The sequence below is a fragment of the Exiguobacterium sp. s193 genome (genome assembly GCF_018618755.1).
GTDB lineage: Bacteria > Bacillota > Bacilli > Exiguobacteriales > Exiguobacteriaceae > Exiguobacterium_A.
Genome location: NZ_JACSMR010000006.1, coordinates 89249 through 102683, shown reverse-complemented (window position 1 = coordinate 102683; position 13435 = coordinate 89249). Strand labels below are relative to the sequence as shown.

At 46.2% G+C, this 13435-nt stretch carries 13 protein-coding genes; 6 read left to right on the top strand and 7 right to left on the bottom strand.

The window, feature by feature from the left end; genetic code table 11:
- Positions 1 to 221: 221 nt before the first annotated feature.
- Positions 222 to 1898 (top strand): ribosomal protection-like ABC-F family protein, encoded by a 1677-nt coding sequence (gene abc-f, locus KNQ04_RS09505; protein WP_214850002.1) that lies wholly within the window; start codon positions 222 to 224, stop codon positions 1896 to 1898.
- 173 nt (positions 1899 to 2071) lie between these two features.
- On the opposite strand, the gene rsgA is transcribed toward abc-f, so the two are convergent.
- Entirely contained in the window at positions 2072 to 3121 is a 1050-nt protein-coding gene (rsgA, locus tag KNQ04_RS09500; RefSeq protein WP_214849999.1) for a ribosome small subunit-dependent GTPase A, read from the bottom strand.
- 269 nt (positions 3122 to 3390) lie between these two features.
- Between rsgA and KNQ04_RS09495 the strand changes: the two genes are divergently transcribed.
- From KNQ04_RS09495 to KNQ04_RS09475, 5 genes are read left to right on the top strand one after another with little or no spacing between them, the layout of a single operon-like run.
- Complete coding sequence (locus KNQ04_RS09495) at positions 3391 to 3771, top strand: lmo0954 family membrane protein (protein WP_029332726.1); 381 nt, start codon at positions 3391 to 3393, stop codon at positions 3769 to 3771.
- A 30-nt stretch (positions 3772 to 3801) separates the two neighbouring features.
- Positions 3802 to 4416, top strand: coding sequence for a hypothetical protein (locus tag KNQ04_RS09490; protein ID WP_029332725.1), 615 nt, complete (start codon positions 3802 to 3804; stop codon positions 4414 to 4416).
- Positions 4417 to 4473: 57 nt separating this feature from the next.
- Positions 4474 to 5193 carry a cell wall-active antibiotics response protein LiaF gene (liaF, locus tag KNQ04_RS09485; RefSeq protein ID WP_029332724.1) on the top strand — a complete coding sequence of 240 codons (720 nt, stop codon included), beginning with the start codon at positions 4474 to 4476 and terminating at the stop codon, positions 5191 to 5193.
- Positions 5190 to 6215, top strand: coding sequence for a sensor histidine kinase (locus KNQ04_RS09480; protein WP_034801180.1), 1026 nt, complete (start codon positions 5190 to 5192; stop codon positions 6213 to 6215). The genes liaF and KNQ04_RS09480 overlap by 4 nt, the downstream gene beginning before the upstream one ends.
- Entirely contained in the window at positions 6212 to 6841 is a 630-nt protein-coding gene (locus KNQ04_RS09475) for a response regulator (RefSeq protein ID WP_029332722.1), read from the top strand. Before KNQ04_RS09480 ends, KNQ04_RS09475 begins: the two co-directional genes overlap by 4 nt.
- A gap of 395 nt (positions 6842 to 7236) precedes the next feature.
- Here KNQ04_RS09475 and KNQ04_RS09470 read toward each other — a convergent pair whose 3' ends face one another.
- From KNQ04_RS09470 to deoD, 6 genes are all read right to left on the bottom strand, one after another.
- Positions 7237 to 8928: a b(o/a)3-type cytochrome-c oxidase subunit 1 gene (locus tag KNQ04_RS09470; protein ID WP_214849996.1), complete on the bottom strand. Its 1692-nt coding sequence runs from the start codon at positions 8926 to 8928 to the stop codon at positions 7237 to 7239.
- Positions 8929 to 9399, bottom strand: coding sequence for a cytochrome c oxidase subunit II (locus KNQ04_RS09465; protein WP_214849993.1), 471 nt, complete (start codon positions 9397 to 9399; stop codon positions 8929 to 8931).
- A 12-nt stretch (positions 9400 to 9411) separates the two neighbouring features.
- Positions 9412 to 9525, bottom strand: coding sequence for a cytochrome C oxidase subunit II (locus KNQ04_RS09460; protein ID WP_152638917.1), 114 nt, complete (start codon positions 9523 to 9525; stop codon positions 9412 to 9414).
- Between the two features lie 733 nt (positions 9526 to 10258).
- The gene (locus tag KNQ04_RS09455) at positions 10259 to 10966 is read right to left on the bottom strand and encodes a Crp/Fnr family transcriptional regulator (RefSeq protein WP_214849991.1); all 708 of its coding nucleotides are present in this window, start codon (positions 10964 to 10966) and stop codon (positions 10259 to 10261) included.
- A 169-nt stretch (positions 10967 to 11135) separates the two neighbouring features.
- The gene (locus KNQ04_RS09450; RefSeq protein ID WP_214849989.1) at positions 11136 to 12518 is read right to left on the bottom strand and encodes an aldehyde dehydrogenase; all 1383 of its coding nucleotides are present in this window, start codon (positions 12516 to 12518) and stop codon (positions 11136 to 11138) included.
- A gap of 203 nt (positions 12519 to 12721) precedes the next feature.
- Positions 12722 to 13429 (bottom strand): purine-nucleoside phosphorylase, encoded by a 708-nt coding sequence (gene deoD / locus KNQ04_RS09445; RefSeq protein ID WP_029332717.1) that lies wholly within the window; start codon positions 13427 to 13429, stop codon positions 12722 to 12724.
- Between the last annotated feature and the right edge of the window lie 6 nt (positions 13430 to 13435).

Below are 13435 nucleotides of genomic sequence, written 5' to 3'. Positions count from 1 at the left end.
ACCGAAATGAAGCAATCACTCGCTAACGTCTAATGATGAATGAACTCATCACTTTCGCAATCGCTTGCGGATGACTGACGCTACGAGTCTGCTCAATTTCGGTATTTCCCTATTTCAGGTGGATACCTTCTTTGAATTGCACTCCCGCACACCATCCGTACGCTCAGGATGGTGTGTTTTCATTTCATCTTAACCGAAATGAAACAAAGGGAGCTGAACTTATGCCAACTGAAGTATTATCCATCCACGATCTACAAATCGATTTTGCCGATCAACGTCTATTCCACGATGTCACGTTCTCGATCCGCGACGGTGAACACGTCGCATTGGTCGGGCCGAACGGCGTCGGAAAAACGACGCTCTTACGCGCCATCTTAAAAGAAATCATCCCGACGACCGGGACGATTCATCGTACGTATGAGCGGATCGGTCTCTTAGCTCAACAAATCGAACCCTCGACAAATTTAGCAATTCAAATCGTCGAACAGGCGGATGTAAACCGTTACGACTTACGTGAACGTGCCTTGACCACTGAGTCCGTGGACGACTATCAAGCTGCCGTTGACGCAGATGCCTTCACGCTTGAAGCCGATGCGAGACGTGTCCTGAAAGAAGTTCAACTCGAGCAGTCTCTTTGGTTTCAGCCTTTAAACACACTGAGCGGCGGCGAACAGACCCGGATTCAACTTGCATGTCTACTGTTAAAGAAACCGGACTTCATCCTGCTTGATGAACCGACCAACCATTTAGATGAAGACACACTTGAGTGGCTCGTCGCGTGGACACGTCAAACGAAGACGACGATGCTCTATGTTTCGCATGAGCGTGCCTTTATCGATGCGACAGCTGACGCCGTCATTGAATTGACGGAAGCAGGAGCGGCGCGTTACGAAGGAAACTATGAGATCTACCGTACGTTAAAGGAACAAGAACGGACTGCACAGTGGCATCAATATGAGAAACAAGAACGAACACGAAAAGAACTCACCCGGATGATTGGTCAATATCGAAATTGGCATCAAAAAGCGACGGCTAGTGCGAGTGAACGAGATCCGTATGCGAAAAAAAAGGCTGCGAAACATGCAACAAAAGTCAAAGCAAAAGAAAATCAGCTCGAACGCCTACTGGAACACCAAGTCAAAAAACCGGAAACACCATCCTCCATTCATGTCAGGTTCGAAGCAGAAGATTTTTTAGCGAAGCGTCTCGTTTCAGTTGATGCTCTCTCATTCGACTATCCGCACCGGCAACTCTTTCATGAGATGTCGTTCTCCATTCAACGAGGGGACCGAATCGCGTTGATTGGCCGAAATGGTTCCGGTAAAACGACGTTGTTACGCCTTTTACTCGGAGAATTGTCACCAACTGCCGGTACTGTCACACATCATCCGGCTTTAAAAATCGGCTATTTTTCTCAAGTCCTCTCCACCTTACCGAAGACCGGTACACTACTTGATGCCTTGCTTGAGACGAGTGAGATTTCGGAAACAGATGCCCGGACGCTACTCGCCTGCTTTTTATTCCGACGCGAGACCGTCCATAAGCCAATCGCTCAAGCGAGTATGGGCGAGAAATGCCGGATCGCCTTTTTACGTCTCTATTTTTCCGGCGCGCATCTACTCATCCTCGACGAACCGACGAATTATCTTGATCTTGCGACACGGGAACAAATCGAAGCGGCACTCGAAGTTTTTCCCGGTGAGTTGCTGTTTGTTTCCCATGACCGGTATTTTACCGATCGTTTATCAAATCGAACGATTTCCTTGACCGATGACTTCACAATCCATTCGGTCGGAACAAAGATTTTACGGGAACAACGTGCCTCTGATTCGGAGGTAATACGCGCTGACTTACGCCGTTTAAACGAATTGACCGGCGAAATCGACTTTGATGCGTAATTGATGGAAGTCACATCACGAAATGATTTTTAGCACGATGATAAAAGAATGCTAACTTAAAAAGAAATACGGTACTTGTCCATGCGCCTACCACGTGCGTATCTAATTACCGCGAACAAAAAAAAACGCTGATGATTCCCTGTAAAGAACGGGAACATCGGCGTTTCGTTTACTTATCTTTTTTGATACTTTAATTTTGTATGTGCCTGTGCGTTTTTCTGAATTTTCTTCCATTTTTCTTTTTCGGCAGCTTGTAGCGCTACACTTTGCTTCCGTTCAGCATAGGCAATTTCCCGTTGCAGCTTCAGATAACTTTCCCAGCGTTCGTGCGGAAGACTTCCTTCTTCCAATGCTTGGCGGACTTGACACCCGGGTTCATTACCATGTTGGCAATCCCGGAAACGACAGTTTTCAGCAAGCGACTCAATATCAGAAAAAGTCGAAGTCAGCCCGTCACTCCCGTCCCATAGCCCCAGTTCACGCATACCTGGTGTGTCGACGAGCAATAATCCATTCGCTAATCGTTTGAGTTCACGGTGCGTCGTCGTATGACGTCCACGTTGATCGTCTTCTCGCACGCCCCCTGTTTCCATCAGCTGTTCATCTGCTAACGCATTAACGAGTGTCGATTTCCCAACACCGGATGAACCGACAAGGACAATCGTCTCACGTGGTTCGAGAACTTCCCGAAGACTTTCTAACCCGTCACCGGTCAACGAATCAATCGCAAAATAAGGTGTCCCGAAGGCAATCCCTTCAATCTCAGCCAACTCTGACTCGACGGATTCCATCAGACTTCGTTTCGTCAACACAATGATTGGCTTGACGCCAGCTTCCCAGGCGACCGTTAAATAACGTTCAAGTCGCCGGACATTAAAATCGTGACCGAATGCCATGACGAGCAACGCTACGTCAACATTCGCACAAATGATTTGTTCTTCGGCTTCCGTACCTGCTGCTTTTCTTGAGAATTGTGAGGTCCGCGGAAGAACTTGCTCAATCCGTCCTAATCCCGCTTCTCGCTCTGTCTGGATGATCCAATCCCCTACTGCGGGAAGATCTGCTTTCGTCAATGCCTCAAAGCGCATCTTTCCAGATAATTCACTAAGCGTCTCGCCAGCAGCCGTCATGACACGATACTGTTTTTGAAAGACTGCAGTGATCCGTCCTAAATTTTCATGTTCTCCTGCCTCATGTGCAGGTGGTTTACCCCATTCGTTCAAATGGTTTCCTCCTCTAATTTAAGGGAGGGAAACCCCTCCCTGTTCTCCAGTACGTGTTTGATTTACGTTGATTTGCACATTCATAAACCTCACTCCTCTCCAGTAACTTCCTTTGTATTTTATCATACATAGCCGCTTCAAAACCGTTAGGTGATAAAGTCAGACCTTACTACTCCGCCTCAAGGCCGAGACGAATACGGTCCGAGGGGCGTCGTCGTTTTTCTCACCATCCTTTATCATAAAGGTATCAAGTAAAAGGAGGCTTCATCATGAAGCAATCAAAAGGCAAACAGGCTTTGATGATACTTGCTGGTATCGCTCTTCTCGCAGTCGTCATCGGGACACTCCCACATATGATTGGACTCGGGCTCGGTGGACTGCTTGCATTTTACGCCATCAGTAAGTTTATCCGTTCAACAAAAGTCATCGCAAAAATCGGTTTTGGTTTACTCGCAGCAGTCGGAATCGGCTTAGCCCTTTCAAACATTTGGGCGGTATTCGGTATCGCGGCAGCACTTGCCCTCTACATCGGTTACATGCGGATGAAGATGGAACGTGTGAACCCAAACGATTTATTTTCTCGCCGTCGTCGGTCAAACGCGTCTCATTTTGAGGCAGATTGGAAAGACCTCGATCAAAAACGCTTTTAATCGCTACTTATACTCAAGGAGGAATTCACGATGAAGAACGTATTCGACCAACTCAATGATTTTGCTAACCAAATGATGACGGAAGTCAAAAAGGCAGCCGAGCAAGGTGAAGTCCCGGCTAAAAAATTAGTCCGTCATATCCGGATTACCGAATCTGATTTAAAAGAAATCGACCGGCTACTCGAACGTCAACGGTCACTCCTAAGCGAACTCACACAAAAACAAGATGAAGCAAAAGAACTAGCTGATAAGCGGTTTGCCCAAGTCGAAATCGCTAAACAAGCTGAAGAGCAGGAACTTGCAGAACGCGCCGCTATCGAATCCAAACATTACGGTGAACAGTTCCGTTTCTTCGAAGAGTTGATTGTTGAAACGAAACGGGAATTGACGCAACTTGAACGGGAAGCACTGGAGTTGAAACTTAAACTCGAAGACTTGCAAAATAAACGCTATGAGTGGATGATGCGGGAAAACGTTTCTAATTTAAAATCAAAGATGAACCAGGTGCTAGAACGCGAACCAAATGCTACTATTAAACAAGAAGAACATCCGTTTACGGCAGCAGAACCGGATGTCGAAGAACAAACACCAGAAGACGACATCGATTCACGTATTGCAGAACTCGAACGTCGCTTCCAAAAATAAGTATTTTGACGAAGGAGGCCTTTGCCTCCCTTTGTCATGTCAGGGAGGAGATTGATCGTGCGACGATTAAGTACAAAACAATTAGTCGGCTACGTGTCGATCCTATTCGCGCTCGGATTATTTTATGATTTGATGACTGGAGCCGGAAACGTCTTATTTGGAATCTTATTCCCGTTCTTATTGTATTATGTCGGGATTCATTTCCGGCGTCGCGGTCATGAAAAACTGGCCATCTTGTTCTACATCGTCGGTACGATTATCTTAGCTGGAGTCGTCTTGAGCTCGGCAGCTGTCGGATTCGTCATCGCCGGAATTTTGCTATATCTCGGAATTATCCTTGTCACCCGACACTCCGTCCGCGAATTTTTCTTTTCGAAGATTTCACCACGTCTTTATGAAGAAGAAGGCATTACGATCCAACCTGCTTACTCGTTTTCGACGCAGTCTGAAACGCCTTACGTGTTAAAAGACTTGAGTGAACAGTTCATCGTTAAAGATCTAGAAATCGATTTGACGCATGCCTATGTTCCGGAAGGTGAAACACTCATCGTCATCAGTGGTGTCGTCGGAGATGTCCGTATTTTGTTACCTTCCGGATATGACTATACGCTTGATACGTCGATTGGTTTTGGAAGCGTCAAAACAGATGTCCGCCGGATCCCGACATTTTTTAACCGTCGCATTCAGTTCCGGGCACCACAATATGAAGAAGCGACTCGAAAAGTCCGCATTCACGTCATGCTTGGCATCGGTAACGTGGAGGTGACCTCGATATGAAACGTGATCACTTCCCGCTCGGTGTCATTGCGCTCCAAGTATTGACCGGATTTCTGACAGCCGTCGTGACGACTGGTTTGTTTTTAAGTACACGCCAAGTCGATTGGCATGTACTTTTCGTCCGTCAGCAAGATTTACCCGTCCTATTACTCGTCGTCGGATTATCCCTGTTACTTCCGCTCGCAATCGGCAGCATCCACTACTTCTTTTTACGTCGTGACTTCAAACGTGTCACAACCGCCATCATCGAACTCGAGCAAGGAAAAGAAGTCACGATTGTCAACGGACCTTACTTCCACACACTGACCCGCCTCTCACGAATTGGGAAACGAATCGATGAACAGGTCGAGACGGTTCAAAAAATCAGTACACGTCCGCAACACGTCGAACAAGTTCGTGTCCAAGCCATCACGGAAGAACGGAAACGGCTCGCACGTGATCTCCATGACTCCGTCTCCCAACAACTTTATGCCATTTCGATGATGACGACGGCTGCCAAACAAACGATTTTGACGCAACCGGAAACGGCAGCGAAACAAATTGACTTAGTCGAGACGATGGCCCAGACCGCGCAATCAGAAATGCGTTCTTTATTGCTCCAACTACGTCCCGTTGAACTCGAAGGGATGACGTTGCAACAAGGACTAACCCAACTGCTCGAAGAACTATCACGAAAACAATCGACGCAACTGAGCTGGAAACTCGAGCCGATTGAATTACCACGCCCGATTGAAAATGAATTATTCCGCATCGTTCAAGAAGGCTTGACGAATGCTTTACGCCACGCGAAAGCTTCCCATATGAATATCGAATTGCGTCAATTCAATGAGACGATCATCTTGAGTATGAATGACGACGGTGTCGGCTTTATCGTCGACGAGAAAAAACTCGCCTCGTACGGGATCAACTCGATGCGCGAACGTACGGCTGAAATCGGTGGGACGATTCGCCTCGTCAGTGTGCCCGGTCAAGGAACACAGATTGAAGTCAAACTTAGAAAAGAACGGATGGTGCAAGTATGATACGCGTATTATTAGTCGATGACCATGAAATGGTTCGCGCTGGAGTCTCTGCCTTTTTATCGACCCAACCTGATATTGAAGTGGTCGCAGAAGCTGCTGACGGACAAATCGGAGCGAAACTTGCTCTTGAACATCGCCCTGATGTGATTTTGATGGACTTAGTGATGGAGCCGGTCGATGGTGTCGAAGGAACACGCCTGATTCGCGCCGAGTGGCCGGAAGCTAAAATTTTAGTCGTCACAAGTTTCTTAGATGATGAGAAAGTTTATCCCGTCATTGAAGCTGGTGCGATGAGTTACGTCCTAAAAACGGCAAGTGCGTTTGATATTGCAGAAGCAATCCGTAAGACAGCGAGCGGACAGTCTGTCATGGCAGCTCAAGTGACAGGTAAGATGATGGAACGCCTGCGCAAACCTGCTAGTCAACTCCATGATGATTTAACAGAGCGTGAACAAGAAGTCTTACAGTTGATGGCGCGCGGTATGGCCAATCAAGAGATTGCAGATGAACTGTTCATCTCCCTAAAAACGGTCAAAACGCATGTATCAAACATTTTATCGAAACTCGATGTCGTCGATCGGACGCAAGCCGTCGTCTATGCCTTTAAGCACCACATCGTGAAGTAATCTTTTACTTAGTTTTTGCACTCGTTTATGCATCCATTCATTAAAAAAAGGGTCAGCTTATCAAAGCTGACCCTTACGTGTGTAGACAAACTCTTATGAAGAGTGAACAGGCGATATCGAGAAGCAATCCGTTCGCGGTTCTAAGCGATTCAAGACCGATTGCGCTCTAAACCGTCTGCATGCCCGGCTTTCCGTCACGATACTACCTAAAAAGCGTCACGTTTCGTTGACTCCTACGGGAAAAGTGCGTTTTTAACGCACGTTCAGAGGCAGGCAAGACCCTGCTCGTTGTCCGGTAGGATCAAGGAGCAACGGCTTGCGCCTCGCCCGAGGAAAGCAACGAATAAAGACGCTTATCTCCCGATAGCACTTTTCGGTGTGACTTACTCAGTCCTTTACCAGAGTTTCCACCCCGGTGCTCCAGGAGGGGCATTGTCAATCATGTGCCAAATCGGTACTGTGTAAGCAAAAGCAATCAAAGCAAACGTCACGAAAATCCAAAGTTTCCAGTTCTCAAAAAAGAGTGGCGTCTGCATCGCTGCTTCTTCTGTTTCTGCGACCGGGAATTCAGTAATTCCTTTTGGTGTCCGGAAGGCCAGTTGGAACATCGCAAACAAGAACAAGAGAATTGAAATAAAGAGGATTGTACCTCCAATCGCCATCGCAACGTGATAGGGAATCCAATCTGCGACGAGCGAATCTTTGAAGTACGCCGCAGGACCTGTCCGTCTCGGATTACCGAGCAAGCCTGAAATATGCATCGCAGTCGACATAAAGAGCATACCGATCGTCCACGTCGCTGTCTGGATGAGACCAATTGTGTTGATCCGTTTCGTTAAGGTGCGTCCGCGTAATAATGGGACAAGCCAGTAGGCCGTTCCAAAGAACGTCAACGCCACGGCAGCCCCGACTGTGATGTGGAAGTGACCCGTCACCCATAAAGTGTTATGCACGACGATATTCAATTGGTGGGAAGCATTGACGACACCACCGGCTCCGGCCGGGATGAAAAATAACATGCCGACGAACGGTGCAAGGAAACGGACATCCCGGTACGGCATTTTCTTAATCCACCCAAATAGTCCGGTCGCGCCTTGACGACGACCTGCTAGTTCGAAGGTCGCAAACATCGAGAATGCCGTCATCAATGAAGGGATGATGACAAGGAACGTCAAGACGACTTGGATGTACTTCCAAAATGCTGAAATACCGGGCTCGAGCAACTGATGGTGGAAACCAACAGGGAACGAGAATAACAAGAACAATAAAAACGACATCCGTGCTAAGGCATCTGAAAAAATCTTCCCCCCGACAATCTTTGGAATGACCGTATACCAAACGATATACGCCGGCAATAACCAAAAATAGACGAGTGGATGGCCAAAATACCAAAATAATGTCCGGGATAATTCGATCCCGACCTTATCCGTCCAACCGAGTGACAACGGCAAGAGTTGAAAGAGAATCGTTGCTGCGACGCCTAGCGTTGCGATGACCCACAACAAAGCCGTCATGATGCTCATGTAGGCTTGGAGCGGCGGATGGACTCCCTTATGTTCTCGTTTGTAATCCGCATACATCCGGAACATCGCAGCAGAAGAAACCCATGTTCCAACAACGAAGATCACGAGCCCGATATAAAAAACCGGATGTGCTTTTAGCGGTGCATAAAACGTATAGAGGACGGAAGCTTCACCTGCTAACACCATCCATGTGACAAGGAGGACACCAACGATCATCAACCAAAAACCGACCCAACCTAAGCGTCTCGGAAATTCTTCGAACCGACCGAACGACTGTCCTAAAAATGAAAATAAAAGTCCGAATATAAATAATGTCGTAAAAACAATCGCTAGCATTAATCCGTGAGCCGTCAGCAATTCGTAATATCCGATCCCGGCAATTTCTGGAATGACTCCTGTCCGGACAAGCGTCTGCAATAAACCACACAGTCCACCAATCAATAAGGCGACCAGTGAAAAACTAACATAGGCAAATCCGAGTTTTGCTTCTTTTAACCCTATTTCTCCTGCAGGCATTCCCCGCTCCATCTCAAACTCCATTAATTTTTTCGAAATCGCATTCATTTATTCCACCACCTTAATCTTAGTCGACATCATGTGATGCCCTGACCCACAATATTCATTACAGACAATCAAATATTCGCCAGCTTCTTTGAATGTGTACTCAATTGAATTGATATGTCCGGGAACGACCATCATGTTGACGTTCGTCTTGACGATTTCAAACCCATGGACGACATCTTTCGACGTCACGAGAAAATCGACGGTCGCGCCTTTTTTGATAATCATGTCTTGCGGTGTGAACTGAAACGCTTGTGAGACCATGACGGCTTCATACTTATTGTCGTCAATTTTTTTCAGACCTGGTTTATCAAACGGCTTCGTCTGATCGACTTGCGTCGGGTCAATCAATGTCGCATCCGACGGTGGTTGATTATCAGAAGCGAACGCCGATACGCCAATGATGATTAAAAAGACTGCCAACATGATACAGCCGAACACTAACCATATTTTTTCTAAACGATGAATATGCATCCTGATTCCCCCTTATCTTGAAGTGAACAATAAAAAGATTGATCCCCACATTCCGATGATGACTCCGGCAACGATAAATACAGCGATAAACGTTCCCTTCAGTTCTGTATCTGATTTCTGACGCATGATTCGCATCTCCTTTCCCTCTTTGAATCGATAACTTAACCTACCTTTATTTTAGAAAAAGACACCCTTCGTAATATGTGATAAACGTCACACCAATTGTGACGATTTCGCGCTTTTCTTTTATAAAACACACATAAAGTTCACAACTTGTTACGTCCTGAACATATTTTGAACCGCTACTGTTTGTGCGACACAAAAAAGGACCGCATTCAAAAAGAATGTGATCCTACAGCGTGTAGACAAACTATTATGAAGCGTGAACATGCGATAACGAGAGACAATCCGGTCGCGCTTCCCTGTCTCACCTCGTCTTCAAAGCGGCAACCGTTCGCGGTTCTAAGCGATTCGATACGGATTGCGCTCTAAAGCGTCTGCATGACTGGCTTTCCGTCATAGTGTTACCTAAAAAGCGTCACGTTTCGTTGACTCCTACGGGAAAAAGTGCGTTTTTAACGCACGTTCAGAGGCGGGCAAGACCCTGCTCATTGTCCGTGAGGATCAAGGAGCAACGGCTTGCGCCTCGCCCGAGGAAAGCAACGAAAAAAGACGCTTGATCTCCCGATAGCACGTTGTCTACAGCCTGAAGGACCACATTCAAAAAGAATGTGATCCTAGACTGTTGATAAGTTCTTATGAAGTTTAACGTGTTGCGGTTCCATCAAAAGGATGATTTTGAAGCAATTTTTAAGTCAGCTCCAACGTATGGCTCCATAAGCTAACGCTTAAGTTAAGCCTAAATCCGGCAGACACCGACAGGACACCCTTCACAGTGGCAAAGATCGCGTAAATAGTTCGCATCATGAACGATGATTTTAGTCGTCGTCATTGAAATGACATTGTCTTTTTTCCACTGGGAAAACATCCGGTTGACCGTTTCACGTGGTACCCCAATCAACTGACCGAGTTCAGTATCCGACGGTCGCTTCGAAATCACGTAATCGTCATCCACTTTTTTTCCGTCCATCGCAATCAATCGTAAGAGTGTCGAAGCGAGTGCCCCTTGTTTCCCGAACAATAAAAGGTCACGTAGCTTCGTTTCCGTTTGTTTTCGCATCAACGCTTGCCAGCGCATGATATCTAACGCAAACGTTCCATCTTTTTTCATCAAGTCTTCGAGTGTCGCTTTCGAGATGAAGCCAATGACACTGTCCTCCATCGTTTCAACACTATAGGAGCTTGGAAATGCTTCTCCGACATCGAATTCACCAAACAAGTCACCTTTGAAATATAAGAACATCATCAGCGGGCTACCTTTTTTCGTGAGCTTTGATAGTTTTACACCACCCTGTTTCACATAAAAAAGTTTATCGTTCATTTCCCCTTCCCAACAGACGATTGAATCTTTTTTAAAAGGTACCTCAGTCATGAACTCTTCAAGTAATTCACGTGTCTCGTTCGACAACACGAACGTATTGGCCTCTGTCGTCCCACAAGTAAGCATCTCGCATTCTCCTTTCCGTAGCTTCTGCCTTCAGTATAGAACATCACAAGGGAAAATAGCGTTTTTTCAAAAGATTGTCAAACTTTGTTCACTATTTCACAAATTAAATAAGCAAAAAAAGCCGAGAGTAGATCACTTGGATTTACTCTTGGCTTCGTTAAAGTTCCATTTACAATAAATAACGCATCCATTTCGAATCGGTATTTGAGCGCATATAGCGGAACGGTAAATCGAATTTCGTCGTATTCTTGACGACACCTTTACGATGGCTGAACGTCTCAAAGCTGAATTTGCCGTGATAACCACCCATACCACTTCCCCCGACGCCACCAAATGGTAAGTTATGTTGCGCAACATGCATCAACGTATCATTGATACACCCACCACCAAATGACACACGGTCGAGCACACGGTGCTGGACGGCTTCACTCTCTGTGAAGAGATAAAGCGCTAACGGCTTATCACGGTCATTGATGAAACGGATGACTTCTTCCACTTCACGATACGAATAAACCGGAAGAATCGGTCCAAAGATTTCTTCTTGCATCAACGGACTTTCTGGATCAACGTCCGTCATGACAGTTGGTGCCATCTTTCTCGTTGCTGCATCGACTTGACCACCAAATAAAATTTCACCTTGGGGCAAGTAACTGCTCAATCGCTCCAAATGACTGTCCGAAACAATCTTGACGTAAGCATTCACACCAACACCATTCCCATACTGGGCAAATGCTTCCTTTTCAATTAAGCGTAAAAATTCCTCACGGACATCTTCATGAACGAAGACATAGTCCGGGGCGATACACGTTTGTCCAGCGTTCAACCATTTGCCCCAAGCAATCCGTTTTGCGGCAAGCTTTAAGTTCGCATCACGGTGAACGATTGTCGGAGACTTCCCGCCGAGTTCAAGCGTGACAGGCGTCAAATGTTTCGCCGCTGCTTGATGGACGATTTTCCCGACACGCGTCGAACCCGTAAAGAAGATATAATCAAACTTCTCTTCAAGAACAGCTGAACTGACGTCCGCATCCCCCTCGATGACAAGTCCAAACCGTTCGTGAAATGCCGTTTCAAAGACTTCTCGGAGAACACGCGAGACGTTCGGCGTTAGTTCTGACGGTTTCAAGACCACCGTATTTCCCGCTGCAATCGCCCCGATGATGGGTGCAACAGCGAGCTGGAAAGGATAGTTCCACGGCGCGATGACGAGCACGTTTCCGTATGGTTCATAATGGATGTCACTTTTTGATCCGATATGTAACAATGGTGTCCCGACACGTTTTGGTTTAGCAAGGCGACGAAGTTTCTTCTCCATCCGCGCAAGCTCACCGTAGACGAATCCGATTTCAGTCGTAAACGCATCTTGACGTCCTTTATTCAAGTCCGTTTTTAACGCCTCATAGATTGCTTCCTCATGTGTCTCAATCGCTTGCTTTAAAAACGTCAACATACTTAGACGAAACGCAACACTCCGCGTCGCACCTGTCTTAAAAAAATTACGTTGCGTTTGAACAAGATGCGAAATGTTTGATTCAATCATCGTCGATTCCATCTTTCGTTCCTCCTCATAGTCTAGGGTATCTTTTCCTCATTCTATCATAGCGAATGAGCAATGATTCAATCGTATGCTCCCTCTTCTTTGTGGTTAGACAAAAAAAGCAGGACTCGAATCCGTTAGTGAACGCGAGTCCTGCTTTTTTCGTTTCATGAAGACCGTGATTGTATCATCCACATGATTTTACTTCACCGGACCAATTACAGTTGAATCGCTGTTTCAAGCGCAACTTTCATCATGTCATTAAATGTCGTTTGACGTTCTTCAGACGTTGTTTCTTCTCCCGTTAAGAGGTGATCTGAAATCGTCAAAATCGTCAAGGCGTTCACTTTATGTTTTGCAGCGAGTGTGTAGAGACCTGCTGCCTCCATCTCGATTGCGAGGCAACCGAAGTCTGCCCATTTTTTGAAGTGGTGGAAATCATCTTGATAAAATTGATCCGTCGTGAAGACTTGACCAACTTTTGCGTCGATTCCGTGTTCTTGTGCCATTGTGTACGCTTTATGCAATAACTCGAATGAAGCAGTCGGTGCATAATCCAATCCATTGAAGCGAACGCGATTTTGAGCCATGTCGTGTGAAGCACTCATCGCGATGACAACGTCACGGACTTTTACATCCGGTGTAATTCCACCCGCTGTACCGACACGGATTAAGTTTTTCGCACCATACGATTGAACGAGTTCATTCGCATAAATCGACATTGAAGGAACACCCATACCTGTTCCTTGAACAGATACTTTTTTACCTTTATACGTACCTGTGAAGCCGTACATTCCACGTACTTCATTGTAAAGAACAACGTCCTCTAAAAATGTTTCGGCGATATACTTCGCACGAAGTGGATCTCCTGGAAGTAAAACGGTTTCTGCGATTTGACCTTCTGCTGCATTAATGTGTACGCTCATGTACGA